Here is a 25434-nt window from a genome sequence, read left to right as displayed (position 1 = left end):
CCAAAATGAAAACTCTAGACCAATGGTTTACGGAATATGCCGTAAGTCATCAAAACCCGACCAACAAAGCCATACACTACATTTGTGTCCCTGCTATTTTCTTTTCTATAGTAGGCTTATTAATGAGTATTCCGAGCGGAATTATTGCCCGTACTTTAAAACTAAATTTACCCATTATCGAAAATTGGGCTTTTGTCATTTTACTTTTTGTTTTGGTTTTCTATATCAGATTATCGATTGCTATGGCTGCTAAAATTGCTTTGTTTTCGGGAGTTTGCCTGATCATCAATTATTATATTGGACAATTTGTTCCTTTGTGGGCGTTCTCCATCGCTGTTTTTGTTATCGCCTGGATCGGACAATTTTACGGACATAATATTGAGGGCAAAAAACCGTCTTTCTTAAAAGACCTTCAGTTTTTATTAATTGGTCCGGCCTGGGTTGTGGAGAATTTGTTTTCTAAAAAATAAGATAAGATTACCAATGAAAGCAGAACAAACAAGCAGAACGGCACAATATATGGCGTTCTTCAGAGCATTGGAAACACAACGTAAAGACCGGTTATTTTCAGATCCTTACGCTATTCATTTTGTTGATTCAAAATTGAGACTTGCTACACGATTGTATCATTACCCTATTATTACAAAATATATTAATAATACAATAAACCGAAAAATTCCGGGCGCCCTTTCTTCCGGAATTGCAAGAACAAAATATATTGACAGTTTATTAGAAAAAGCGGTCTCAAATGGAGTTAAACAAGTTATAATTCTGGGTGCCGGTTTTGATACGAGAGCCGTTCGTCTTGATTTTCTAAAAGACATTCCGGTAATAGAAATTGACCATCCTAATACTTCCAATTTCAAAGCAGAGATCTATAAAAAGCGAATTGGTCAAATTCCGCAAAACGTGACCTTTCTACAAATTGATTTTAATCAACAAAATCTGGACGATTTAGCATTAAAAAACAATCTGGACTTTTCAAAACCTACAGCAATTATTTGGGAAGGCGTCACAAATTATTTAACAGAAGAAGCCGTAAAAAGCACATTTTCTTTTATTTCAAAATTTGCTCAACATAGTCATGTAATTTTCACTTATGTACATAAAGATGTCCTGCAAAATCCCGATTCTTTTTTAGGCGGAAAAAAATTACTGGAAGATCTCGAAAAAATAGAAGAACACTGGACTTTTGGTTTTTCTCCCGAAGAACTTCCGGGTTATTTACATCAATTTAATATCGAACTTTTAGAAGATTTAGGCGCAAATGAATATCGCGAAAGATTTCTTCCCGATCGCTCCGAAAAAGGATACGAGTTTTACCGAACCGCAATTGGGTTAAAAAAGTAGTTGATTCGTTTGCTATAAAATATATTTTAAATACATAAGACAACAAAATGACTTCGTGCTTTTGCTAATATTTTCTTAATAAAAAAAACAACTGATTGTATAATATTTAACTTTACAATTCGTTAAACAATTAAGAAACAAATAAATAAAAAACCACAAAAAGATGAAAAAAATCTACATTTTGTTATTCTTTACCGTTGTTAGCAATGCATTTTCTCAAAACGGAAAAATCTATCTAAAAAACTCAAAATTTAAAACTGGTGCCGAAAATACTTATGTATACGAACCGCCACAAGGAGTCGTCATTAAAGATAATTCTAAAGCCAGTATTATAGATTCTTATTATGACTTTAACTCTCAAAAATTAATTAAAAAAGGTAAACTGTATGAGTTCACCGTAAAAGTAGCCGACTCTGCAAGAACGCTCATTGTCATGATTACCAATGCCCAGGAAATAGTCGACAACAATAAAGACCAGGGCTATGTTGTTTATTTAAAAACGCAAAATGACTCTGAATTGGGTAAAACGTTGGCAAATGAAATTGCTATGGGAAATTATGCCAACTATTTTCTCAAACTCAAAATAGACGTCAAACCTGAATCGCAGGTTGCAGCCTACGAGAAATTGTTTGAAAAATACCCAACTCTAAAAAGCGACAAATCGTACATGAGTTATCTTTATCAGAAAAGCCAGATCAACAAAGAAGAAAGCAATAAAGAAGCTTTGGTTTTTGCTGAAAAGTGTCTTAAAAAAGACAAAGAAGAATATTACATGCTGGCTAATGATGCTTATTCTATGAACAGAATGTCTGATGAAAGAGCAAAATTAGAAAAAGAAATTTTAGCAAAATATCCTTCCGGTACACTTGCAAAAAATCAATTTATCAATCGCTTTTTCGCTAAAAAAGAAAAAACAGAAGATTACATCCTAAAATGTATTGATACTTGTAAAACAAAGTATAAAGAGACTTCTGTACGAACTTTAGACGTTTTTTACAACAGTTTGATGAAGGAATATCTGACCAGTAAAGATCTTGAAAAAGCACAAAAAATTGAATCTCAATTAAGTAATCCTGCTGGCATTTATAACGATTTTGCCTGGGGTTTAACCGGCGAAGACTTAACTTCACCTATTAAAGACATTGACTTTACTTCTAAAATCTCTAAAAGATCATTAACTCTTTTGGAAGAAAATGCAAAAGAAACTTTTAATCCACAATATGAGTATCAAGCTAATATGTATAATGATACTTATGCACTTATACTTTACAAACAAGGTAATTATGAAGAAGCTTTTAAATATCAGGATAAAGTAAGAAAAGCTAATGGATTTGATGCCGGCGGAAAAGTACGTTATGTAGCCATGATGGAAAAAGTAAAAAGTAAAGATGAGGTAAGAGCTTATCTTGAAAATGAAATCAGCAACAATACTGTTTCTCCTGCATTGGTTTCTAAATTAAAAGAAATTTATATCGCAGAAAACCTCCCGCTTGCGAATTTTGAAAAACTAAAAGAAAAAGCGGACAAATTAAATGAGGAAGAAAAGAATAAAAAAATTATTGAGCAATTCGGCGGTACAACTCCTACTGATTTTGCTTTAAAAAATTTAGAAGGCAAAGAAGTCAAACTTTCTGATTACAAAGGAAAAATTGTTGTTCTTGACTTTTGGGCAACATGGTGCGGACCATGTAAAGCTTCTTTCCCTAAAATGCAGGAATTGGTTAACAAATACAAGGATAAAGAGGTCACTTTCTTATTTATAAATACATGGGAAAATAAAAAAGATGACGAAGTTTTAAAAAACGTTACCGATTACCTGACTGAAAAAAAATATACTTTCAATGTTGTATTTGACTCCAAATCAGAAGTGGTAACTAAATACAAAATACAAGGAATACCAACCTCTATTCTTATTGGAAAAAACGGCAATATTTTATTTGCAGGTCACTCCAACAGCAGTTTAGGAGAACTAATTGACGAACAATTAAAATAATATTCTTTTGATTTCGAAAACTCAAAATGCGCAGTAAAAATTTACTGCGCATTTTTTATTGGTATCTTTATTGAATTAAAAATCAATAACTTATTAATCTTAAAAATGTATTTTTATGAAAATAACTTATTATGGCCACTCCTGTTTTTCTGTTTTAGCCAATGAAAAACACCTTCTGTTCGATCCTTTTATCACACAAAATGAATTAGCAAAAGATATTAACGTAGACGAAATAAAAGCTGACTATATTTTTATCTCTCACGCGCATTACGACCATATTCTGGATGTGGAAAGAATCGCCAAAAATACAGGAGCTAAAGTCCTCGGAAACTTTGAAATTTATAACTGGCTCTTGAAAAAAGGAATCGAAAATGCGCATCCCATAAATCCGGGCGGAAAATTCAGTTTTGATTTTGGAACTGTAAAATGTGTAATTGCGCAGCATCCAAGCAGTTTTATGGACGGCAGTTATGGTGGCATTGCCTGTGGTTTTGTATTGACAACTCCAGATGGAAATTTCTATTACAGCGGAGATACGGCTTTGACTTTTGATATGCAGTTTATCCTAAAATTCACCAAACTGGATTTTGCAGTTTTTCCAATTGGTGACGGACTTACAATGGGAATTGAAGAAGCCATTGAAGCCTCAAAACTGGTTGAAGTAGATAAAATTTTGGGGGTTCATTATGATACGTTCGGCTTTATCAAAATGGATCATCAAAAGGCTTTAGACGAATTTAAAAAGGCAGATCTGAATCTTTTCTTACCTAAAATTGGCGATACGATCGAATTGTAATTTTCTATATTTCGTGAAAACTTATTTTTTTAGCGAAATAAAACCAGAAAAATTACAGTCAAATTCTCTTAGACCCTGATTTCAATTATTTTTTTTAGAAGGCATTAAAATTGTTTCTTATTTCATTATTAATCAAAACTTTAAAAATAATGAGTGCATCAAAAATAAACGCTACAAATTCAGAAACGCAATATGCTGATTTTTCAGATCGAAAAATTGCCTATCGATCTATTGGCGAAGGAAATCCAATTATATTAATTAATCGTTTTAGAGGAACACTTGACACCTGGGATCCATTGTTTCTTGATCTTCTCGCGGCAAAACATCAGGTGATTACTTTTGATTATTCGGGAATTGGATATTCGACAGGAACGCTTCCTACCGATGTTAAAGAAGTTGCAAAAGATGTAAAAGATCTCGCTGATCATCTTAAAATCAAAAAAGCTATTTTTATGGGCTGGTCTTATGGCGGGCTGGTTACACAAGCTGCAATGCATCAATATCCGGAATTGGTTACTCACACTATTTTATTAGGAACTGGTCCAATTGGTCCAAGAGTTGTCCCGCTGGAACAGTCTTTTCTGGATCATGCATTAAAACCAATCAATGATTTTAACGATGAAGTGATTCTTTTCTTTGAACCAGAGTCTGAAGAAAGCGTAAAGGCTGCAAAGGCTTCTCATGACAGAATTGGCAAAAGAATAGATGTTTCTAAAATTCCATCGACCATGGAAGTTTTTCAATTGTATTTTGCCGGTGGCGAAAATGCCGTAGAAGACAAGGAAAATTACAGAGGGAAACTGAGTACAACCAAAACACCAATATTAATAATTTCCGGAGATCACGACACAAGTTTTGCTGTAGAAAACTGGTATCCGCTGACCAAACAGCTTCCAACATCACAGTTAATTTTGCTGCCGCAGACTGGGCACGCTCCCCAGCACCAAAATATTCCACTCGTAGTAAATTACATCGATAATTTTTTACAGCATACGAAATAGATTTCCGGAATTTCTTTTGAAAATGAGTGTCTAGCCCAGACAGGAACGGCATCCTTTTATGGTGGGGTTCACCATAAAAGATATAGTGGATGGCTGGATTATGCTTCTAAAAAAACTTATAAAACTTAAAGATCTTCTCTAAAATTAATCATTGTTTTTACATTTTGATACAACTCCGGAAACTCTCGTTTGAAGATTTCCGGGGTTTCAAAAAAATGCTCCAGAATTACTGCCAGAAATTCAAATTTATTAGTGTAAGCATACTCTCTGAAATACTGTTTTTCTTTAATTTTATTGGTTAATTCTTCCTGATCAAAATATTTTTCAATTTCTGTAAATTCATCATAGAAAATAACGGCCCCGGGAGAGGAACTTTTTTTGGAATGAAAATGCAGCACATGTGTAAATTCATGTAATCCGAGATTGATATTATCTTTTGTTTCATGTCCGCTCAGAAAGTCTTCCCACGAAAAAACAATGGTTTTCATTCTGGGATTGTATTCTCCTTTATGATATTCCTGATTAATTACAGAATAATATACAGAGGGATAAATAACGATATTTTCGAATAATTCAATCAGGTAATTTCGCATTCCAAAAGTAAGCATCACATAAGTTCCGGCAATAATTAGTTTCATCTCGCGGGTAACCTGAATATCTTTTCCTTCGAAATTATAATGTTCAATAAAACTTTCTACACGGTGTTCAAAATATCCTTTCTTTTTAACAGACAGATTAGTATAATACGAAAATTCACTTCTCAACAATGCTTTATCTTCCGGATCCAATTTTTTCAAAACGGGATACCAAAAGATAAACAACGGTTTATTGAACAGCATTAAATACACTGGTTCAATAATCCTGAATACAATTACGAAGAGAAATAAAATTCCAATTAAAAGGAAAAACAGCATAGTTTTAATTTCATAAAAAACAGAATAGTGCGTTGGCCTCTGTTTCGCTAAAATAGGAAAATATCAATGAGATTTGTTTAAAAAGAAAAATCTTCTAAAAATCTTTTCATAAAAATTAGATTTGGTATTTCTAAAGTAAATCAGAAAAAAACTAATGTATTTTTCGTATATTTTTTTATATTCGCCTACCACTATAAACTAATCAACCAATTACAAATAATTATGAATAAAAATATTTATGAGAATTTCACGGATGCAAAACTGATAAAAACAAGAAATTTATTAAAAGGAATTGCCATTGGCTTTGGAGTTATTTTTATACTAGCTCTTGCTGTCTCTATTTATTTAATTGCTTCAAAAGGATTAAAAGAATCCATTGCCGCGCTTATTCCTGTTTTTTCTCTCCCAATAGTTTTTACACCATTATTGATAAACTTTAGTTTATTGAATAAAGAAATTAAATGTAGAAACCTTTAATCCTCTTCCAAATGCAAAATAAAAATAATGCTCCGGTATTCGTATTAAGAATTGTGGCAATCATTGTAGGTATTGCATTATACAAACAATTTGATTTTAAAACGATGCAGTTTGAAAAACCCGTATTGGCAGCTGTTTATGCCATTACTTTCCTGTTTTCAGTTTATGTTATAATAAAGGATTTTAGGAAAAAACGATCTGAGAAGTAAAACTTATTTCTGAATATTTAGTAAGATTAGAATCACTTAAAAAGTACTCTATTCTTGTTAAATCAGAGAGTTATACAAAAAAAGCCTGAAAATCTTAATTCTCAGGCTTTTCTTTTAAAAAATTGCATTAAAATTTTGTCTGCCAATTATTGAAATTATTTCAATTTTATTATCATTCGCTATACGGTAATAGATTGTATCAACACCACAAACACAGTAACGATATCCAAATTTTATAAATTCTGCTGAAGGAAATAAAAATGGATTTTCTTCTATCTTTTCAAAACAATCATGAATCATATCAAAGTATTTATCTGCTCGAGCCAAACCAAATCTGCCAATTCCGTAATAATAAATTCTTTTTAAATCTTCTTTGGCTTCATTGCTTAAAAAATAACTATACATTTCCAAGATCTCTCTTGAATTCTGCTAACATTTCTTCTCTAGTCTGTTTTTTTGCAAAGCCACTTTTTTCTCCTCGTTCTATTTTATTGCGAACAAACTCATAATATTGCTCTTGTGAGCGAGCTTGCTTAATAAGATAATTGATAGCCTCACTTTTACTTGAAAATTCCTCGTTCTTTACTTGTTCTTTCAGCCATTCATCATTCTGGGTGGCTAATGAAATACTTTGTCGTGCCATAACAACATTATTTTAATTGGTGTAAATTTACACCAATTAAAATAATTCGCATCAACTTTTAGTCTTTTTCTTTCCGAGTATTTTTTTAGAAGTTCAATTTCACAATTTGTTGAAGTTATCACTTCAAAACCCTAATATATTTTTTCATTATATTTGGACTAGCCTTTGGCTCAATTGTTGAAATCAACAAAGCAAAAAAATAAACCCAAATCTTAAAAATGAAAAAAAATCTAATAACTCTTTTATTTGTATTTACCGTTATAAATATGTTTGGGCAGGTACCGGCAACCACAAAAACGGGTAAAACCAATACTTCTAATACTAGTTTATCTCCCGCAGAAATGGTTACCAATAAAGCCATACGTCCGATAAAAAAAATCCCATTAGACGATACCTCAATTCTGATTTATGATTACGATGGTTCTCTTTTTTCATTTGACTTAGTATCCGAATCTATTAATTGGACTGTAAAAGCTACGGATGCTTACACTGAAATGTGTGCTAATAAAATCACGATGCTAAATGGCGTTTTATATGTTCCATTCATTAATGGTGAAATTTTCGCGATAGACAATCAAAGCGGTGATATTTTCTGGAAATCAAGATTAGGTAATATTACAGATCAGATTGTTCTTAAAGACCAAACACCAATCATAAACGATGGAAAATTATTTATAACAGCTCAAAATCAAAATCAAGGCAGCAACCTTTATGCTCTTGATATAAAAGATGGCAGTTTGGTATGGAACTACAAATTAGATTCGGCACAAAATGATATTGAACCTCTTTTTTTCAACGGAAAAATTTTCCTTCCAAGCGCAACCAATCTTTATAGTTTTGATGCAAAAACAGGGAAAGTGCTAAGCCAAAAAACTTTTGAAGAAAATATAACCGGAAAACCAATAACGGATGGCGAAAATATATTTATCGCAAGCGAAAAAAACACTCTTTATGCTTTAAGTCCTGAAAAACTAGATGTTTTATGGCAGTTTAAGTTTGATGAAAATCAAAATAACGTGAAAGAACGCATCTTATATAAAGACAAAAAAATCTTTATTGGCGCGCAGGGTTCACAAGTTAGTTCTGTTTATGCCATTGATTCAAAAGCAGGAACACAGCTATGGAAAGTAGATTTTAAAGACGACAACATCGAATACATTACCGAAGAAGTGAATAATATTTGGGGCTATACCAAAAAGAAAAAACTGTTCCAATTAGACTTCAACGGAGAGACCGTATTCGAAACAAAATTGACAACACTGCCAGTTTCGAACATTGAATTTCCTGCCGATGATAATTTGCTTTATTATTATTGTGACGCTGGTTTAATTCAGTTCGATTTAACCGAAAAAGATGAAAACGTATATTATATGCGAACTACTCTTGGTGATAATGTTTATACTTCTTATTTGAAGATTATTCGATAAAATAGAAAAGCCCGAGAGTTTAGATTCTCGGGATTTTTTTTATGGTTTTGACTGCAGTAGTATTCACTAGTTAGCGACAAGCAAAAGCCAAAATTCCAAATAAAAAATTAATCAAAAAAAGTACAGAATGGAATTGAATTTTAAAGACTTCCCTAAACTAATTACCGAAAGATTAATATTAAGAAATATTGAAAAAACTGATGTTGTTTTAATTCATAAATTACATTCTGATGCAATTGTAAATGCTTTTGTTGGAAGAGAGAATTCATCAAACTTAAAAAAAGCAGAAGAATACATCATTAAAATGCAAAATTTAATTGCGAGAAATGAATGCATTTATTGGGTTATAACTGAAAAAGGAAACAACAATCTAATTGGTTCAATTTGTTTATGGAATTTTGATATCGAAAATGAAATTGTAGAAATAGGATATGAAATGTTGAGTGAATTTCAAGGTAAAGGAATAATGACGGAAGTAATCAAAAAAATAATAGAATATGCGTTTGAAAAAATAAAAGCAAAAATAATAACTGCTTTTCCGTCTTCTGACAACATTAATTCTGTATCAATATTAAAAAAAATGAACTTTGAATTGGAGAATAAAAAATATAATAATACTCATGAGGGTATAAAAAATCTGGTAACTTATACTTTAAGAAATAGTCAAATTAATAACTAGACGAAAATATTTAAAATTTTTTAACCATAAAAAAGCCTGAGAACATATATTCTCAGGCTTTCATTTTTTCATAGTGACCCCGGAGGGGTTCGAACCCCCAACCCTCAGAGCCGAAATCTGATATTCTATCCAGTTGAACTACGAGGTCAAAAATATTTAAATTTCAATTTTTTAAATTCCAAATTCCAATGCTAAACTTGGAATTTGGAATTTACATATTGAGTTTTCCAATTTGGGATTTGGATTTTCTTTATTGGAATTTAAAAATTACGAAAGTAATTTTTTTACAATTGTAGAAATAGTTTTTCCTTCAGCTGTTCCACCTAATTGAGCAGATGCTAATCCCATAACTTTACCCATTGAAGCAATTCCAGAAGCTCCTGTTTCAGCAATAATTTTTGCTATTACAGCTTCTACTTCTTCTTCGCTTAATTGAGCTGGTAAAAACTTCTCGATTACAGCAACCTGAGCCAATTCTGGTTCAGCTAAGTCAGGACGATTTTGCTCTGTAAAGATTCTTGCGCTTTCTTTACGAGTTTTAACCAATCTCTGCAATAATTTAATTTCTTCGTCTTCTGATAATTCTTCTTTAGATCCAGAAGATGTTGAAGCCAATAACAATTCAGATTTTACTGCTCTTAAAGCTTCTAACGCTACTGTATCTTTTGCTTTCATGGCCGTTTTAATTTCGTCCATGATTTGTGTTTGTAAACTCATGTTTATGTTTTATTTTAAATAAGCCAATGCTTATTAATTGATATATTAATTTGGAATTTGTTCTCAACTCCACTCGAACTGACAATAAGATTAACTTTAAAAACCTATTTAGGAAGTCAAATTTTTAAATTCTGTGCGAAGATAAAAAAAATAACCCGAAAATTAAATCCAATTTTCGGGTCATCTAGTATTATGATGCTAAAAATTAATCTACATTATCGTGCAAAAATGAATTGTTTGAACGCAATTGTAAATCATTATTGCTATCGGTTCCAACAGAGATTCTTGAATTCGTATTATTTGATTGCGAATTTGACAAATCAATTCCTAATCTTTTATAAGCTGGCTCTTTTTCCAACTCATCAATTCTAGAAACATTGTTATGGAATTTATAGTTAAACTCTTTTAGTTTCTTTCTTCTTTCTTCAGCTCTTAAACGAAGTGTTTCTTCAATTGTCAATTCTAATGGAGAAACTTCAGAAGTTGTTGAAAAATCAGGCTGACTAGCAAAATCAGTTCTTGGTTTTAAAGTGATATTCAATTCTTCTGGAATTGTATCTTCAACCTTTTTTTCTACTGGTTTAGAAGCCATCAAATCGTTTTCAACTTCCATATATTCTTCAAGAGAATATTTAATGATTCCGTTCTCCGAAACTTCTGTTACAGGAACAAACTGTACTGGATCGTTTACTTTTATTTCGCGAGTTTCATTTGTTAATTCAAACAAAACTCTGTTATCCTCAACAACCGGCTCTCTTTTTACAGGCTCTTGTTTGAACAAAGGAAGATCAAAAGAAAAAGCGGTTTGTTCTTCTCTTTCAAATACTCTTTGCTGCTGTACTTGTTGCTGTTGCTTAATTGGTTGCTGTTGAACTGGCTGTTGCTGCTGAAATTGCTGAACAGCTGGTTTCTCTGGCGAAGAAATTGTAAAATCAATATCTGTAATTGGCGAAACAATTTCGAAAGTTACATCCAGATTTTTAATAAATTCAGACATAACTACCAACTCTTCCTGATTAATTGCTGGAGCAACAGCATTTGTAGGAGTTGGAGTAAAAGTTTCATCGTCGTCTATTAAATCAAAAACAACTTTGTCTTCTACTTTTGCAGTTGGTGTATCCACTGTTAAGTCGAAAGATGAAATCGGTCTGTTTGTTAAATTATGAACACTTCTCTGCTCATCTTCTAACGTATGAATGATTTTCTTTGGTTCTGTATTTACAATTTCGTTTTGTTGTTCCACATCAAAACCTGTTGCAATAATAGTTACCGCGATAGCCTCACCAAGAGATTCGTCTTCACCAACTCCCATGATGATATTGGCATTGTAACCTGCTTCGGCCTGAATATGATCGTTGATTTCTCCGATTTCGTCAAGAGTAATCTCGTTAGTTCCAGAAACGATAAGCAACAATACGTTTTTGGCACCTGTAATTTTATTGTCGTTCAACAATGGGGAATCTAAAGCAGAAACGATGGCGTCTTTTGCTCTGTTTTCACCTTCTGACACAGAAGATCCCATGATTGCAGTTCCACTGTTAGCCAAAACAGTTTTCGCGTCACGTAAATCGATATTTTGAGTATAGTGGTGCGTAATTACTTCAGCAATACCTCTGGAGGCCGTTGCCAAAACTTCGTCCGCTTTAGAGAATCCTGCTTTGAAACCAAGATTTCCGTATACTTCTCTTAATTTATTATTGTTGATTACAATTAAAGAATCGACTTGCTTACGCAATTTTTCAATTCCAATAATCGCCTGCTCCTGACGTACTTTCCCTTCAAACTGAAACGGAATCGTCACGATACCAACTGTTAATATTTCTCTTTCTTTTGCCAACTGAGCAATTACCGGAGCTGCACCAGTTCCAGTTCCTCCACCCATACCAGCAGTGATAAATACCATCTTAGTATTTTTATCCAACATTTTTTCGATATCAGAAATACTTTCGATAGCCGACTGCTGTCCAACGTCCGGGTTTGCTCCTGCACCTAATCCTTCAGTTAAATTAAGTCCTAACTGAATCTTATTTGGTACTGAACTATTTTGAAGCGCTTGCGAATCGGTATTACAAACGATAAAATCTACGCCTTTAATACCTTGCTTAAACATGTGGTTAATTGCGTTACTTCCGCCTCCACCTACACCTATTACTTTGATTACATTTGATTGATTTTTTGGTAAATCAAATGAAATACTTCCAAATTCTGAGTTGCTCATCATCTTTTTGGTTTTTTGAAATTCTTATTAAGTACATTTTTTACTTCTTGACTTGGGGCCAGAAAGTAATTTCCTTCTTCTTGTTTTACTCTAATTACTCTGCGTTGTCTAAAAATTCTTTGATTTTGTCGACGTATCGATCAAAAAATGATCGTCTTATTTTGGTTTCGGTAGATTCATCTTTAGATGCCTTCTGGCTTACAACCTCTCTAGTTTCTTCGATAGTCTCTACTTTCTCAACGTAGTTTTCTTCCACTTCGTATCGCTGTACTGGCGGAGCATTTCTGTAAACAACTTTTGGCTGTTCATTAACCAACTCCATTCTAACAGCACTTTGAGAACTATTTTCAATACTATTCATAACTAATCCGACTGCTGTTGCAAATAATGGACTAGAAATTTCTTCTCCTGAGTTTCCTGCTAAATGCTCATTAGGATAACCAATTCTGGTATCCATTCCCGTAATGTATTCAACCAATTGTTTGATGTGCTTTAATTGTGCACCTCCACCAGTTAAAACAATTCCGGCAATAAGCTTTTTGCGAGGATCTTCGTGACCGTATGCTTTTATTTCTGCAAAAACCTGTTCTACAATTTCCACTACTCTTGCGTGGATAATTTTAGAAAGATTTTTTAGTGAAATCTCTTTTGGCTCTCTTCCTCTCAGCCCTGGAATAGAAACAATCTCATTGTCTTTATTTTCTCCTGGCCAAGCAGATCCGAACTTTATTTTTAGAAGCTCCGCTTGTTTTTCAATAATCGAACATCCTTCTTTGATATCATCTGTAATCACATTTCCTCCAAAAGGAATTACAGCTGTGTGACGAATGATACCGTCTTTGAAAATAGCCAAATCTGTTGTTCCACCACCAATATCGATTAATGCAACACCCGCTTCTTTTTCTTCCTGACTTAAAACAGCATCTGCCGAAGCTAATGGTTCTAATGTCAATCCAGACAATTCAATTCCTGAACTTTGAATACATCTTCCAACATTTCTGATTGATGATGCTTGACCCACTACAACGTGAAAACTAGATTCTAATCTTCCGCCGTACATTCCGATCGGCTCTTTAATTTCAGACTGTCCGTCGATTTTAAATTCCTGAGGTAAAACGTGAATGATTTCTTCTCCCGGTAACATCGCCAGTTTATTTACCTGATCGATTAGAAGCTGAATATCATTTTCGCCGATTACTTCTTCAGGATTGTTTCTGCTGATGTAATCCGTATGCTGAATACTTCTGATGTGCTGTCCGGCAATCCCCACTACCACATCTTTAATTTTGTAACCCGAATTATTTTCCGCTTCGATTATGGCCTGTTGAATAGACTGAATCGTCTGCGTAATGTTGTTTACTACTCCTCTGGCAACACCCAAACTTTTGGATTTACCAATGCCCAAAATCTCCAACTTACCATACTCATTTTTCTTGCCAATCATGGCAACGATTTTGGTTGTTCCAATATCTAGACCTACTGCAATATTATCTTTTTCCATTTTCTATTATTTAGTGCAAACTACTTGTTCCGTAAACCTAAGGTCAATTTTTTTGTATTTGTATAACGAACTATCTAAAACTGCTTTTTGAAAAAACGCTTTATAGTTTCTAAATTTCTTATCAACATTCATCGTTCTGCCGAAATCTATGAAGTAATCATAGTTACGATTAAACAATTTTAAGCTTCCATTCGGCATAATCTCGATGGCAATGATGTTTTTTTTCAAAAACTCATCATCGTAAATTGTGCGAAGTAAAGCCGCTAAATCTTCGTTATTTTTTTCATTAATTGCCCCTGAAACAAGAGGAACTCTCGCAGTGAAATTGTCAGACAAAGGCATTTTATTACCCTCGTAATCAATATAAAAAGAAGCGCCGCCGTCATAAACTCTTGCTATGGGCGTCTTCTGTTTTACTACTGCTTTTAGAACTCCATCAATACTTACAAAAACGTTTGACTTCTCAATCATCTCTTGCGTATCGAGGGTTTTCTCTATCTTATTCAAATCTACTTCATCTTTTCTAATACTGGAAGCGTCTCTTTTATTTTCTATCAACAATTTATTAACCGTTTCCGGCTTCAAAAAAAGCGTATTTTCTCCTACAAAAACAACCATTGATTTTTTCAGTTTTCGATCTCCGTTTCGATGTTGCGCGAAAGAATACAGAAACAAAACCAGTCCGAAAATTAGTACTAATCGAATATTTGCCCAATTAAATATTTTCATTTAAAATCTTTTTAATTGACGGAACCATTTCTCCCAGATCACCAGCTCCAATTGTTACAATTATTGGCGCATCACTGGCTTTGATTTCACCTAATAAATCTTCTTTTGCAACAATTTTTTTGTTCGTATTGGTCATTTTACCCAAAAGCCAATCAGAAGTTACTCCTTCCATCGGAAGCTCTCTAGCAGGGTAAATATCCATCAAAAACACTTCATCAAACTTTGACAAACTTTCTGCAAATCCATCCACAAAATCTTTAGTTCTACTGAATAAATGAGGCTGGAAAATCGCTAAAACTTTCTTGCCCGGATAAAGCTCCCTAACTGCTTGATGAACAGCATTTATTTCTGTTGGATGATGCGCATAATCATCAATATATACTAAATTTTCACTCTTTATTTGATATGAAAAACGTCTTCTAATTCCGTTGAATGAAGCAATGGCTTTTGCAATAGAATCGGTCGGGGTGCCGAATGTCTTAGCCATTGCAATAGCCATCAATCCATTCATTAAATTGTGTTTACCAGGCAGTCCGAAACGTAAATCCTTCATGATTTCTGATGGCGTCTGCACATCAAAAACATAAGCCCCATCTTCTATACGAACGTTAAAAGCCTTATATACAGCATCTTCATTTATAGCACATTGAATTCCGTCAAGCGGTAATTCTTTTGTTATGAAGAGATTATTTTTATCTTCTACTTTTGAAGCAAATTCTCTGAAAGATTCCTGAATTGCCTCACTAGTTCCATAAATATCCAAATGATCTGCATCCATAGAAGTCACACAAGCAATATCTGGACGTAAATGCAGAAACGATCTGTCAAATTCATCTGCTTCTACCACTGTTACCGTTTTCCCGCTTCCGATTAAATTAGAATTGTAATTTTCTACAATTCCGCCAATAAAAGCAGTTACATCAGCACCGCTTTGAAATAAAATATGCCCCAAAATACTTGATGTTGTTGTTTTTCCGTGTGTTCCTGCAACGGCAAAACAGAAAGTATCTTTACTAATAATTCCAAGAACTTCTGCACGTTTTTTAACCTCGTAATGTCTTTCAATAAAATAATTCCATTCAGAATGTGTTTTTGGAACCGCAGGCGTATAAATCACCAACGTATTCTCCACATAATACTCTTTTGGAATTAAGTTAATATCGTCCTCAAAATGAATATCAATACCGCTTTCAATCAATTCATTAGTCAGCATAGAAGGCGTTTTATCGTAACCTGAAACTTGTTTTCCAATAAATTTGAAATAACGAGCCAAGGCACTCATTCCGATTCCTCCGATACCAATAAAATAAACGTTTTGTATTTGATTTAAATTCATTTTTATATGCTTTAGCCTTCGGCTTATTTTACTACTTAATTAACTTCACAATCTCTGCAACAATTGCTTGAGTTGCTTTTGGCATTGCCAGTTTTTTAATATTATCACTTAGCTGTTTCTGTTTTCCTGAATCTTTCAGCAGCGCTTCAAAAACAATGCTAAACTCGTTGTCTAACTCAGATTCTTTCAACAAAATCGCGCCTTTAGCATCAACAATTGCCTGCGCATTTTTAGTTTGATGATCCTCAGCCACATTCGGAGATGGAATAAAAATCACCGGTTTTCCGACAATACATAATTCTGATACCGAAGAAGCTCCTGCACGTGAAATTATGATATCTGATGCCGCGTAAACAAAATCCATTCTTTCAATAAAATCAACCACTTTTACATTTGGCTGATTGTACTTTTTATATTCTTCAAAATATAATTTCCCGCATTGCCAGATTACCTGAACATTTTGCGAAAGGAAATTTTGCAATTCTTTTTCAATTAACTGATTGATTCTTCTCGCTCCTAAACTTCCTCCCAGAACCAATAATGTTTTTTTATTGGGATCTAACCCATAAAAAGCAATGGCTTCATCGCGTTTGCTGTCAATATCAATTAAATCCTGACGAACCGGATTCCCAGTTAAAACAATTTTCTCTTTTGGAAAAAAACGTTCCAAATTCTGATACGCCACACAAATCGCATTGGCTTTTTTACTCAGCAGTTTATTTGTTATTCCAGGAAATGAATTCTGTTCCTGAACTACTGTCGGAATTCCTGCCGAACCTGCCGCTTGTAATAAAGGCCCACTGGCAAAACCACCCGTACCAATTACCACATTTGGCTTAAATTTTTTAATTATTCTTTTTGATTCCAATAAACTACTTGCTAGTTTAAGCGGAAACATTAAGTTTTGTAAAGTCAGTTTTCGCTGTAAACCCGCAATCCAAAGACCTTTTATTTCGTAACCTGCCTGAGGCACTTTCTGCATTTCCATTTTATCTTTGGCACCTACAAAAAGAAATTCTGCATCAGGAAATTGTAATTTTAATTCGTTTGCAATCGCAATCGCAGGATAAATATGTCCTCCTGTTCCTCCTCCGCTAAGTATGAATTTATACTTTGTCATCTTTCTAAAAATTACAACTTTTTAAAAAACTTTTATATTTTAACTTTATTTGTTTAAAACCGCATTCATCGGATTTCTTGAACTGTCTTCTATCGAATACACTGGTCCATCTTCATATATCTCTTCAGAAACTAAATCTTCTTCTGCCAGTTCTTTATCTATCAATCGCTGTAAAGCTTCTTTACGTTTTGCTTTTTCTTCTTTCTCTTCTGCGATTTCTTCCTCTTTTTTCGTCACACTGATTATAATCCCTAAAGAGAAACAAGTCATCCAAATTGAACTACCTCCAGAACTTATTAGCGGTAATGTTTGTCCAGTTACTGGCAATAATTCAACTGCAACCGCCATGTTAATCATTGCCTGAAAAATCATTGGAAATCCGAGTCCGACGACTACTAATTTTCCAAATAAAGTATTCGCTTTATGTGAAGCAACCACAAAACGGAATAACAATAACAGATACAAAACTAATATTGCAACTCCTCCAACTAAACCATATTCTTCAACTACAATTGCATAAATAAAATCGGAAGAAGATTGTGGTAAAAAGTTCTTTTGAACACTTTTTCCTGGTCCTAATCCTCCCAGCTTTCCTGATGCGATTGCAATTTTTGCTTTTTCAATTTGATAATCGTCTTCATCTGGTTTGTCTGTCGTAAAATTCATAATACGACTTTCCCAAGTGGATACCCTGCTGAAAAACCTTGACTCTGGAAATGCTTTTGCTACCAAAAGGAAAAACGCCAACATGGCAATTCCTGACCCTATAATAAAAGCAATATATTTTAATGGATATTTACCTATGAATGTCAACATCATTACCATTGAAAAAATCAACGCTGTTGTCGAGAAGTTCGCAGGTAAAATCAATGCCAAAGTGATAAAAACCGGAATCCACAGCTGGATAAACGAAGTCTGAAACGGCTCATTTTCTTCTTTGGTTTTCGACAAATAACGGGCAACGTAAATAAACAATACGCTTGCCGCTAAAGTCGAAGTCTGAAACGTAATTCCAATGAACGGTACCTGAATCCAACGACTTGCATTTGCTCCTGCAATTACAGTTCCTTTCAACAAAGTGTAAAGCAATAATAACCACACTACCGGAAGTGCAATTTTAGAAATTGCTCTAAAATAATGATACGGCACTTTGTGAACCCAGTAAATAATCAGGAAACCGATACAAACGTGAGCCAAATGCTTTACTAAATAACCCAGTGTATTCCCGGTTCCATGACCAATATATGCCAGATTACTACTCGCACTAAAAACAGGCATAAACGAAAACAAAGCCAATAAAGCCACGAATGACCATATTACCCTATCTCCTTTTAGTTTGTTTACCAGCTCTTTCATATTTTAGATTTTAGAGTTTAGATTTCAGATTTTTTCTCACTAAACTTTTATACTAATTTTTATTATTGATTCTATTGTTTACCGTCTTCAAACTGCTCACGAAAATGGCTGTTAACTCATTCCCTTCTTTCCAAATTGTTTCTAATTCAGATTTTGCAATCCACATTTTTTCTTTTATAATTTCTAACCAAAATAAAGTTTCATCAGCTTCCTCTAAAACGATATTCATTTTGGCTACAAATTCCCTATCGCTCCTGGCTCGACAAACTGCTCGATAATTTGCGCCAACAGATGTTCCACTTCTTACTATCTGATTAGCAATTGATCTAATCACATTTGTATTTGGCATTTTTTCAGCCAATTCAATTATCATTAAAGAGAACTTTTTTGTTCTCATCTTCATTTCATCCGTCGTCATAATCAAAAAGAACTTATATTATTTTTTAAAGTCAAAGCTTAGAAGAAATCTAAACTCTAAAATCTAAAATCTAAAATTATAAATTGTGCACCGCTTGCTTAAACTGCCTTCCTCTGTCTTCGTAGTTTTCGAATAAATCAAAACTTGCGCAGGCTGGAGACAATAAAACGGCATCACCTTTTTCTGTTAATCTTTGAGCCGTTTTTACAGCATCGTTCATATTGTTCACTTCAACCATAATATCCACTACATTTCCAAAAGCATCTATAATTTTACGGTTGTCAACACCCAAACAGATAATTGCTTTTACTTTTTCACGAACCAATGACATTAATTCGTTGTAATCATTTCCTTTATCAACACCACCCACAATCCAGACTGTTGGCACATTCATGCTGTCTAAAGCGAAGAACGTTGCATTTACATTTGTCGCTTTTGAATCGTTGATATATTGTACATTTTGTATTTTCAATACTTTTTCTAAACGGTGTTCAACACCTTGGAAATTAGATAAACTTTCACGAATCGTTGCATTTCTAATTTGCATCAACTTTGCTACAGAGCTTGCTGCCATGGCGTTTTTCATATTATGTTTTCCTTCTAACGCAATGTGTTCTGTATCCATTGTAAACTCTTCTTGGTTGATCTTTATTTCCATTTTGTTGTTATTTATAGAAGCTCCTTCGTCAAATGTTTTTGTCAATGAAAAAGGAATTAATTTTGCTTTTGTTTTGTTGTTTTTTAACCATTCTACACTTGCCACATCATCTGCATCGTAAATGAGATAATCGCTTTCCGTCTGGTTCATCGTTATTCGGAACTTTGAATTGATATAATTTTCATACTTATAATCGTATCGATCCAAATGATCCGGACTTATATTGGTTATTATCGCAATATCTGGCCGGTAATTTATTATTCCGTCTAACTGAAAACTGCTTAATTCAAGAACGTAGGCATCAAATTTATTTTCAGCTACCTGCCAGGCAAAGCTTTTTCCGATATTCCCGCCCAATCCGACATTTAATCCTGCATATTTCAGCAAATGATGAGTCAGCATTGTGGTGGTGGTTTTACCATTACTTCCGGTAATTCCGATTGTCATTGCTTCTGTATAAGGAATTGCAAATTCAATTTCCGAAATCACTTTAACTCCAGCTGCGATTATTTTTTTTACTATCGGAGATTTATCTGGAATTCCGGGGCTTTTCATTACCACGTCTGCATTCAGGATTAAATCTTCTGTATGCTGTTCCTCTTCCCAGGCAATTTTATTAATGATAAGAACTTCTTTATAACTCTCTTTTATCTTTCCAAAATCGGATACAAAAACGTCGTATCCTTGCTTTTTACCGAGGATCGCGGTTCCAACTCCGCTTTCTCCTCCTCCTAAAACTACTAATCTCATTTATCTTAATTTTAGGGTAATGATTGATAAAATGGCTAACATTACAGCTACAATCCAAAAACGAGTTACGATTTTACTTTCGTGATATCCTTTCTTTTGGTAATGATGATGCAAAGGCGCCATCAGGAAAATTCTTCTCCCTTCACCAAAACGTTTCTTTGTATATTTAAAATAAAACACCTGAATTACGACTGAAGCACTTTCTGCTAAGAAAATTCCACAGAATAAAACAATCAATATCTCTTTACGAACTGCAATAGCTAAAACCGCGATGATTCCACCAATTGTTAAACTTCCAGTATCTCCCATAAAAACAGATGCCGGATAAGAGTTGTACCAAAGAAAACCAATCAACGCTCCCACAAAGGCCGATATAAAGACCGTCATTTCTCCCGAATTCGGGATATACATAATATTCAGATAATTCGAGAAAATGATATTTCCAGAAACGAACGTGAAAATCCCTAACGCGAGGACAGAAATTGCGGAGGTTCCCGCCGCGAGTCCATCAATTCCATCTGTTAGATTGGCTCCGTTTGAAACTGCTGTGATAATAAAAATTACTACAGGAATAAAAATTAACCAAGCCCATTTTTCGTATCCATCTCCCATAAAAGACAATACTTCGGCATAATCAAATTCGTTGTTTTTAACGAACGGAATTGTTGTTGCTGTAGATTTCTCTTCAATTGGCGCAGGAAGTACAACCGTTGTATTAGCAGCTGTTCTAAAAACATCTGTACGTCCTGTATCTGTTCTTACTGTAACAGCAGGATTAAAATAAAGAACTGTTCCTACAATGATTCCTAAACCAACCTGACCAATTACTTTAAAAATTCCTTTTAATCCTTGTTTATCTTTTTTGAATATTTTGATATAATCATCTACAAATCCAATCGTTCCCATCCATAACGTAGTTACAATCAGCAATACGATATAAATATTATGCAGTCTTGCGAATAACAAAACCGGAATCAATGTGGCAAAAATGATAATTAATCCCCCCATTGTTGGCGTACCAGCTTTCTCATTCTGACCAGCAAGACCAAGCTCACGAACCGTTTCTCCAACTTGCTGACGGCGCAAAAAGTTAATTACCCTTTTACCATAAATAGTTGACAAAAGCAATGAAAGCATAAATGCTAAAGCCGATCTAAATGTGATGTACTGGAAAACTCCCGTTCCAGGAACGTCCAATGTTTTGTCAAAATATTCAAATAAATAGTACAGCATAGTTTTCTATTTTTTAAATTCCAATTTTGAAATTCCAAATTCCAATCATTTTGGTGGTATTTGAACTTAATAATTGATTGTTATTTGTTTAATTGTTCTAAAATTTCTTTAATTGTTTCCATATCATCAAAATGATGGCGAACACCATTTATCTCCTGATAGGTTTCGTGTCCTTTTCCTGCAATCAGAATAATATCTTTTGCTTCTGCCAATTGACAAGCGGTTTTAATTGCCTGTTTTCTATCCGTAATTCGAAGCATTTTTTTATAATTCTGAGGCTCCACTCCCTGCTCCATTTCGTCTAAAATAACTTCTGGATCTTCATTTCTTGGATTATCAGAAGTCAAAACTGCTTTATCACTTAAATCTGAAGCAATCTTTGCCATAATTGGGCGCTTCGTTTTGTCTCGATTTCCTCCGCAACCTACAACCGTAATCAATTGTTCGTTTTTAGTACGGATATCATTTATCGTTTTTAGAACATTTTCTAAAGCATCTGGTGTATGCGCATAATCTACAACAGCCGTAATGCCTCCGTCTGAAACGATGTACTGAAAACGTCCCGAAACACTCTCTAAATCAGACAACAAACGCAATGCTTCAAGACTATCAATTCCAAGTTCTACAGCCGTTCCGTAAATGGCTAAAACATTGTATGCGTTGAAAGTACCAATTAGTTTTACCCAAACTTCATTGTCGTTTATTTTCAATAACAATCCAGATAATTGGCTTTCTAAAATCTGAGCCCTGTAATCTGCGTACGATTTTAAAGCGTAAGTCAGTTTTTTAGCCACTGTGTTCTGAAGCATTACAGAACCATTTTTGTCATCAATATTTGACAATACAAATGCTGATTTTGGAAGTGAGTCAAAAAATGATTTTTTCACATCTCTATACTCAGCAAATGTTGGATGGTAATCCAAATGATCGTGAGACAGATTCGTAAAAATTCCACCCACAAAATGCAAGGCTTCTGTACGTTTTTGGTGGATTCCATGCGAACTTACTTCCATAAAACAATGTGTAACTCCAGCTTCAATCATTTCATTTAAATAATGATTGATCGTCAAAGAATCTGGCGTTGTATGTGTTGCAGGATATTCTATTTTATCTACTACAATTTTTACAGTTGATAACAATCCCACTTTAAAACCTGCTTTTTGAAACAATTGAAACAATAATGAAGCAATTGTTGTTTTTCCGTTTGTACCCGTTACACCAACTAATTTTAGTTTTCCAGAAGGATCTTCAAAATAATTGGCGGCTATAAAAGCCAAAGCTGTGTTGGTATCTTTTACCTGAATATAAGTTACTTCGCTTGCTATATTTTCTGGAAGCGTATCACAAATAATTGCTTTTGCTCCAAGCTGAATCGCTTTTTCAATATAATCATGCCCGTCAGAAAGCGAACCTCTGATTGCTACAAAAACATCATTTGCTTCGACTTTACGTGAATCAAATTCAATTTTATGAATAGGAGTTTCCGTTGAACCTTTTACAGATTCAATAGCTACTTTATATAATATATCTTTTAATACTTTCACGATAATTCTAATACAATTGTTGTGTTTTTGCTAATACTGGTTCCTGCTTGAATTGATTGATTCTTTACTTTCCCCATTCCATTTACTTTTACTTTTAAACCTAAATTTTCCAGTAAAGCAATCGCATCCATTCCCGGCATTCCTTTTAAATTCGGAATCTGATTGATTTTCTTATTGGCTTCAGCCGTATATTTATTATAACTATCTTCCTGTTTTGGAATTCTAGAGTCTAATTTTTTTATTTTATTTGTCGAAGGCGCATCAGTAAAAATCTTTTGTGCAATTCTTTTGAAAACCGGTCCGGCCACATCTGCACCGAAATAATTATTTCTTGATGTATTCGGTTTATGAACTACTACAATACAAGAATATTTCGGATGATCAGCAGGAAAATACCCTACAAATGAAGACGCATAATACAATGCTGATTTTCCTTCTTTCCCTCCATAATTCATTTGAGCCGTTCCTGTTTTTCCTGCCATCGAAAAATCTTTTGAATACAACTTAGAACCTGTTCCTTTTTTTACCACATTCTCCAAAACCGCTTTTACTTTTTTTAATGTTTCCGGCGAACAAACTTTTGGGTTTATAACCTCTACATCAAACTTTTTAATGGTTTTATTCCATTCTTTAATTTCGGATACAAACTGCGGTTTTACCATTACTCCATTATTGGCAACCGAATTATACAATGCTAATGTCTGCATTGGCGTAACTGAAACATTATATCCAAAAGCCATCCATGGAAGCGTAGTTCCTGACCAATGTTTATCTCCTGGCTGTGGAATATACGGTCTTCCTTCTCCTTTAAAATGTAAACCCAGCGTCTTATTTAACCCGTAACTATTAATATGATTTACAAATTTTGACGGATTGCTTTTATATGCCTCATAAACCGCCTGAACCATTACAGTATTGGACGAAAGCTCAAATCCGCGTGCTAATGAAACTTTTCCGTAACCACCGTTATGCGAATCACGAACTGATCTTCCATAATATTTAACTACACCATTGTGACTGTCGTAAACTGTACTTGTATCAGCTACTTTATCTTCTAAAATCGCCATTAAATCGACTAATTTAAAAGTTGATCCTGGCTCGTGAGATTCAGCAATTGCATAATTTGTTGTTTCATAATAAGAACCATCCTCTGCTCTTCCTAAATTCGAAATTGCTTTTACATGTCCTGTTTCTGTTTCCATTACCACCACACAACCGTGATCTGCCTCATAATCTTCCAATTGTTTCAATAAAGCATGATGTGCAATATCCTGAATAAAAACATCTATAGTAGAAATTACATCGTAACCATCAATTGGATCCACTTCGTTTACATCACGAATTGGTTTCCACTGGCCTTTTGCAATTTTCTGTTTTAGAATTTTACCATCTTTCCCATTCAGATAATTTTTAAAAGCCCATTCAATTCCCTTTCCAACTTCTACTCCAGTTGCTGGATCAATTTTGTCATAACCAATAGTCCTTTCAGCAATTTTACCTATAGGATGTTTTCTAACAGTTTCCTGCTCCACTATAATTCCGCCTTTAAAAGCTCCTAAATTGAACAATGGAAAACTTTTAATTTTCACATATTCTGTATAACTCAACTTGCGGGCAATCAAATAATAACGGTTCTTATTTTCACGAGCTTTTCGTAATTCCTTTTGAAAATAACTGCTCGGTTTATCCAAAACTGTTGCCAATGAATCTGACAATGGTTTTACATATTTCTCAAAAGTTTCTGTTTTTGGCGCTTTGGCATCAAAACGAATCTCGTAATTCGGAATTGAAGTTGCCAGCAAACTTCCATCGGCAGAATAAATATTTCCTTTGTTTGCAGGGATTACAAAGTTTCTAACGGTACGTTGTTTTGCCAGTTGTCTGTAATAATCTCCTTCAACCCATTGAATATTGGTCAATTTAACAACAATAGCAATTGCCATCAAAAAGATGAAAACTGCTACGAGGTAAATTCTGTAGGATATATGTTTATCGTCTACTGCCATATTCTTTTAAAGAAACTTTTTTCTTCTTCCTTTTTAACTTCTATTTTCACCGGAGGAACTGTCGACGGAAAAATTTGCTTTTCTAACATTTTATCCGAAATGGTTGACTCCATTTTTAGCTTCATCAATTCTGAACGTCGATCTACAAACTCCGATCTTAGTTCTTTTACTTCATTATTCAATTTCGCAATTTCAAAAACCTTTTGTTCGTATCGCTGTGTATTGGCAATCATCAAAATGGCCAGCAGAATTATAAAAACAATGAATCTCCAGTTTTTTACCGCATCTTCATGAATCAGGAATCTTGCTTTTAATATGCTAAATACACCACTTTTCATTCTTCTTTATACCTTAATATA

At 33.9% G+C, this 25434-nt stretch carries 25 protein-coding genes and 1 tRNA gene; 9 read left to right on the top strand and 17 right to left on the bottom strand.

Going from position 1 to position 25434, the window contains the following annotated elements; genetic code table 11:
- Nucleotides 1-5: 5 nt before the first annotated feature.
- The 5 genes from HYN56_RS09565 (at nucleotide 6) to HYN56_RS09545 (ending at nucleotide 5140) form a co-directional block, all read left to right on the top strand.
- On the top strand, nucleotides 6-470 hold the full coding sequence (locus HYN56_RS09565; protein WP_109191968.1) for an Mpo1 family 2-hydroxy fatty acid dioxygenase: 465 nt from the start codon (nucleotides 6-8) through the stop codon (nucleotides 468-470).
- Between the two features lie 13 nt (nucleotides 471-483).
- A complete protein-coding gene (locus HYN56_RS09560; protein ID WP_109191967.1) occupies nucleotides 484-1350 on the top strand; it encodes a class I SAM-dependent methyltransferase in 867 nt (288 codons plus the stop codon).
- A 163-nt stretch (nucleotides 1351-1513) separates the two neighbouring features.
- Nucleotides 1514-3343, top strand: coding sequence for a TlpA family protein disulfide reductase (locus tag HYN56_RS09555; protein WP_109191966.1), 1830 nt, complete (start codon nucleotides 1514-1516; stop codon nucleotides 3341-3343).
- 115 nt (nucleotides 3344-3458) lie between these two features.
- Entirely contained in the window at nucleotides 3459-4139 is a 681-nt protein-coding gene (locus HYN56_RS09550; protein WP_109191965.1) for a metal-dependent hydrolase, read from the top strand.
- Between the two features lie 149 nt (nucleotides 4140-4288).
- Nucleotides 4289-5140, top strand: a complete 852-nt coding sequence (locus tag HYN56_RS09545) for an alpha/beta fold hydrolase (protein WP_109191964.1) — start codon at nucleotides 4289-4291, stop codon at nucleotides 5138-5140.
- Between the two features lie 125 nt (nucleotides 5141-5265).
- Here HYN56_RS09545 and HYN56_RS09540 read toward each other — a convergent pair whose 3' ends face one another.
- Complete coding sequence (locus tag HYN56_RS09540; RefSeq protein ID WP_109191963.1) at nucleotides 5266-6054, bottom strand: zinc-dependent peptidase; 789 nt, start codon at nucleotides 6052-6054, stop codon at nucleotides 5266-5268.
- A 222-nt stretch (nucleotides 6055-6276) separates the two neighbouring features.
- Here HYN56_RS09540 and HYN56_RS09535 point away from each other — a divergent pair, with 222 nt between their 5' ends.
- Both HYN56_RS09535 and HYN56_RS09530 read left to right on the top strand, forming a co-directional pair.
- The gene (locus HYN56_RS09535; RefSeq protein WP_109191962.1) at nucleotides 6277-6531 is read left to right on the top strand and encodes a hypothetical protein; all 255 of its coding nucleotides are present in this window, start codon (nucleotides 6277-6279) and stop codon (nucleotides 6529-6531) included.
- An 11-nt stretch (nucleotides 6532-6542) separates the two neighbouring features.
- Complete coding sequence (locus HYN56_RS09530) at nucleotides 6543-6740, top strand: hypothetical protein (protein WP_109191961.1); 198 nt, start codon at nucleotides 6543-6545, stop codon at nucleotides 6738-6740.
- A gap of 114 nt (nucleotides 6741-6854) precedes the next feature.
- Here the strand turns inward: HYN56_RS09530 and HYN56_RS09525 are convergent, their stop codons facing one another.
- Together HYN56_RS09525 and HYN56_RS09520 are read right to left on the bottom strand one after the other, a co-directional pair.
- Nucleotides 6855-7145, bottom strand: coding sequence for a type II toxin-antitoxin system RelE/ParE family toxin (locus HYN56_RS09525; RefSeq protein ID WP_109191960.1), 291 nt, complete (start codon nucleotides 7143-7145; stop codon nucleotides 6855-6857).
- Nucleotides 7138-7383 (bottom strand): ribbon-helix-helix domain-containing protein, encoded by a 246-nt coding sequence (locus HYN56_RS09520; RefSeq protein ID WP_109191959.1) that lies wholly within the window; start codon nucleotides 7381-7383, stop codon nucleotides 7138-7140. The genes HYN56_RS09525 and HYN56_RS09520 overlap by 8 nt, the downstream gene beginning before the upstream one ends.
- 218 nt (nucleotides 7384-7601) lie before the next feature.
- Here HYN56_RS09520 and HYN56_RS09515 point away from each other — a divergent pair, with 218 nt between their 5' ends.
- Entirely contained in the window at nucleotides 7602-8810 is a 1209-nt protein-coding gene (locus HYN56_RS09515; protein WP_109191958.1) for an outer membrane protein assembly factor BamB family protein, read from the top strand.
- Between the two features lie 127 nt (nucleotides 8811-8937).
- The gene (locus HYN56_RS09510; protein ID WP_109191957.1) at nucleotides 8938-9489 is read left to right on the top strand and encodes a GNAT family N-acetyltransferase; all 552 of its coding nucleotides are present in this window, start codon (nucleotides 8938-8940) and stop codon (nucleotides 9487-9489) included.
- A gap of 74 nt (nucleotides 9490-9563) precedes the next feature.
- Here HYN56_RS09510 and HYN56_RS09505 read toward each other — a convergent pair.
- From HYN56_RS09505 to HYN56_RS09440, 14 genes are all read right to left on the bottom strand, one after another.
- Nucleotides 9564-9637: transfer RNA gene (locus HYN56_RS09505), tRNA-Arg, on the bottom strand.
- Nucleotides 9638-9756: 119 nt separating this feature from the next.
- Nucleotides 9757-10206, bottom strand: coding sequence for a GatB/YqeY domain-containing protein (locus tag HYN56_RS09500; RefSeq protein WP_109191956.1), 450 nt, complete (start codon nucleotides 10204-10206; stop codon nucleotides 9757-9759).
- Between the two features lie 205 nt (nucleotides 10207-10411).
- Nucleotides 10412-12427: a cell division protein FtsZ gene (gene ftsZ / locus HYN56_RS09495; protein ID WP_109191955.1), complete on the bottom strand. Its 2016-nt coding sequence runs from the start codon at nucleotides 12425-12427 to the stop codon at nucleotides 10412-10414.
- A 91-nt stretch (nucleotides 12428-12518) separates the two neighbouring features.
- Complete coding sequence (gene ftsA / locus HYN56_RS09490; RefSeq protein WP_109191954.1) at nucleotides 12519-13925, bottom strand: cell division protein FtsA; 1407 nt, start codon at nucleotides 13923-13925, stop codon at nucleotides 12519-12521.
- A gap of 6 nt (nucleotides 13926-13931) precedes the next feature.
- Nucleotides 13932-14654 (bottom strand): cell division protein FtsQ/DivIB, encoded by a 723-nt coding sequence (locus HYN56_RS09485; RefSeq protein ID WP_109191953.1) that lies wholly within the window; start codon nucleotides 14652-14654, stop codon nucleotides 13932-13934.
- On the bottom strand, nucleotides 14641-15990 hold the full coding sequence (gene murC, locus HYN56_RS09480) for a UDP-N-acetylmuramate--L-alanine ligase (protein ID WP_109191952.1): 1350 nt from the start codon (nucleotides 15988-15990) through the stop codon (nucleotides 14641-14643). Before murC ends, HYN56_RS09485 begins: the two co-directional genes overlap by 14 nt.
- Nucleotides 15991-16021: 31 nt before the next feature.
- On the bottom strand, nucleotides 16022-17110 hold the full coding sequence (gene murG, locus HYN56_RS09475; RefSeq protein WP_109191951.1) for an undecaprenyldiphospho-muramoylpentapeptide beta-N-acetylglucosaminyltransferase: 1089 nt from the start codon (nucleotides 17108-17110) through the stop codon (nucleotides 16022-16024).
- Nucleotides 17111-17155: 45 nt separating this feature from the next.
- Nucleotides 17156-18466, bottom strand: a complete 1311-nt coding sequence (locus HYN56_RS09470; RefSeq protein ID WP_109191950.1) for an FtsW/RodA/SpoVE family cell cycle protein — start codon at nucleotides 18464-18466, stop codon at nucleotides 17156-17158.
- A gap of 52 nt (nucleotides 18467-18518) precedes the next feature.
- The gene (locus tag HYN56_RS09465) at nucleotides 18519-18839 is read right to left on the bottom strand and encodes a four helix bundle protein (RefSeq protein ID WP_240622681.1); all 321 of its coding nucleotides are present in this window, start codon (nucleotides 18837-18839) and stop codon (nucleotides 18519-18521) included.
- Between the two features lie 121 nt (nucleotides 18840-18960).
- Entirely contained in the window at nucleotides 18961-20292 is a 1332-nt protein-coding gene (murD, locus tag HYN56_RS09460; protein WP_109191948.1) for a UDP-N-acetylmuramoyl-L-alanine--D-glutamate ligase, read from the bottom strand.
- Nucleotides 20293-21525 carry a phospho-N-acetylmuramoyl-pentapeptide-transferase gene (mraY, locus tag HYN56_RS09455; RefSeq protein WP_109191947.1) on the bottom strand — a complete coding sequence of 411 codons (1233 nt, stop codon included), beginning with the start codon at nucleotides 21523-21525 and terminating at the stop codon, nucleotides 20293-20295.
- Nucleotides 21526-21605: 80 nt separating this feature from the next.
- Nucleotides 21606-23069 carry a UDP-N-acetylmuramoyl-L-alanyl-D-glutamate--2,6-diaminopimelate ligase gene (locus tag HYN56_RS09450; RefSeq protein WP_109191946.1) on the bottom strand — a complete coding sequence of 488 codons (1464 nt, stop codon included), beginning with the start codon at nucleotides 23067-23069 and terminating at the stop codon, nucleotides 21606-21608.
- Nucleotides 23066-25075: a penicillin-binding protein gene (locus HYN56_RS09445; RefSeq protein ID WP_109191945.1), complete on the bottom strand. Its 2010-nt coding sequence runs from the start codon at nucleotides 25073-25075 to the stop codon at nucleotides 23066-23068. The genes HYN56_RS09450 and HYN56_RS09445 overlap by 4 nt, the downstream gene beginning before the upstream one ends.
- Entirely contained in the window at nucleotides 25066-25413 is a 348-nt protein-coding gene (locus HYN56_RS09440; RefSeq protein ID WP_008467159.1) for an FtsL-like putative cell division protein, read from the bottom strand. Before HYN56_RS09440 ends, HYN56_RS09445 begins: the two co-directional genes overlap by 10 nt.
- Nucleotides 25414-25434 lie beyond the last annotated feature (21 nt).

Origin of the sequence: Flavobacterium crocinum (assembly GCF_003122385.1) — a bacterium.
Taxonomy (GTDB): domain Bacteria; phylum Bacteroidota; class Bacteroidia; order Flavobacteriales; family Flavobacteriaceae; genus Flavobacterium; species Flavobacterium crocinum.
The sequence above is the reverse complement of the archived record's forward strand: the minus strand, read 5'-3'. Positions and strand labels throughout refer to the sequence as shown.

What these genes read in the sequence shown, in the direction of transcription:
- HYN56_RS09565 (WP_109191968.1), top strand. Translation starts at nt 6, where the DNA reads ATGAAAACTCTAGACCAATGGTTTACGGAATATGCCGTAAGTCATCAA.
- HYN56_RS09560 (WP_109191967.1), top strand. Translation starts at nt 484, where the DNA reads ATGAAAGCAGAACAAACAAGCAGAACGGCACAATATATGGCGTTCTTC.
- HYN56_RS09555 (WP_109191966.1), top strand. Translation starts at nt 1,514, where the DNA reads ATGAAAAAAATCTACATTTTGTTATTCTTTACCGTTGTTAGCAATGCA.
- HYN56_RS09550 (WP_109191965.1), top strand. Translation starts at nt 3,459, where the DNA reads ATGAAAATAACTTATTATGGCCACTCCTGTTTTTCTGTTTTAGCCAAT.
- HYN56_RS09545 (WP_109191964.1), top strand. Translation starts at nt 4,289, where the DNA reads ATGAGTGCATCAAAAATAAACGCTACAAATTCAGAAACGCAATATGCT.
- HYN56_RS09540 (WP_109191963.1), bottom strand. Translation starts at nt 6,054, where the DNA reads ATGCTGTTTTTCCTTTTAATTGGAATTTTATTTCTCTTCGTAATTGTA.
- HYN56_RS09535 (WP_109191962.1), top strand. Translation starts at nt 6,277, where the DNA reads ATGAATAAAAATATTTATGAGAATTTCACGGATGCAAAACTGATAAAA.
- HYN56_RS09530 (WP_109191961.1), top strand. Translation starts at nt 6,543, where the DNA reads ATGCAAAATAAAAATAATGCTCCGGTATTCGTATTAAGAATTGTGGCA.
- HYN56_RS09525 (WP_109191960.1), bottom strand. Translation starts at nt 7,145, where the DNA reads ATGTATAGTTATTTTTTAAGCAATGAAGCCAAAGAAGATTTAAAAAGA.
- HYN56_RS09520 (WP_109191959.1), bottom strand. Translation starts at nt 7,383, where the DNA reads ATGGCACGACAAAGTATTTCATTAGCCACCCAGAATGATGAATGGCTG.
- HYN56_RS09515 (WP_109191958.1), top strand. Translation starts at nt 7,602, where the DNA reads ATGAAAAAAAATCTAATAACTCTTTTATTTGTATTTACCGTTATAAAT.
- HYN56_RS09510 (WP_109191957.1), top strand. Translation starts at nt 8,938, where the DNA reads ATGGAATTGAATTTTAAAGACTTCCCTAAACTAATTACCGAAAGATTA.
- HYN56_RS09500 (WP_109191956.1), bottom strand. Translation starts at nt 10,206, where the DNA reads ATGAGTTTACAAACACAAATCATGGACGAAATTAAAACGGCCATGAAA.
- ftsZ (WP_109191955.1), bottom strand. Translation starts at nt 12,427, where the DNA reads ATGATGAGCAACTCAGAATTTGGAAGTATTTCATTTGATTTACCAAAA.
- ftsA (WP_109191954.1), bottom strand. Translation starts at nt 13,925, where the DNA reads ATGGAAAAAGATAATATTGCAGTAGGTCTAGATATTGGAACAACCAAA.
- HYN56_RS09485 (WP_109191953.1), bottom strand. Translation starts at nt 14,654, where the DNA reads ATGAAAATATTTAATTGGGCAAATATTCGATTAGTACTAATTTTCGGA.
- murC (WP_109191952.1), bottom strand. Translation starts at nt 15,990, where the DNA reads ATGAATTTAAATCAAATACAAAACGTTTATTTTATTGGTATCGGAGGA.
- murG (WP_109191951.1), bottom strand. Translation starts at nt 17,110, where the DNA reads ATGACAAAGTATAAATTCATACTTAGCGGAGGAGGAACAGGAGGACAT.
- HYN56_RS09470 (WP_109191950.1), bottom strand. Translation starts at nt 18,466, where the DNA reads ATGAAAGAGCTGGTAAACAAACTAAAAGGAGATAGGGTAATATGGTCA.
- HYN56_RS09465 (WP_240622681.1), bottom strand. Translation starts at nt 18,839, where the DNA reads ATGATAATTGAATTGGCTGAAAAAATGCCAAATACAAATGTGATTAGA.
- murD (WP_109191948.1), bottom strand. Translation starts at nt 20,292, where the DNA reads ATGAGATTAGTAGTTTTAGGAGGAGGAGAAAGCGGAGTTGGAACCGCG.
- mraY (WP_109191947.1), bottom strand. Translation starts at nt 21,525, where the DNA reads ATGCTGTACTATTTATTTGAATATTTTGACAAAACATTGGACGTTCCT.
- HYN56_RS09445 (WP_109191945.1), bottom strand. Translation starts at nt 25,075, where the DNA reads ATGGCAGTAGACGATAAACATATATCCTACAGAATTTACCTCGTAGCA.
- HYN56_RS09440 (WP_008467159.1), bottom strand. Translation starts at nt 25,413, where the DNA reads ATGAAAAGTGGTGTATTTAGCATATTAAAAGCAAGATTCCTGATTCAT.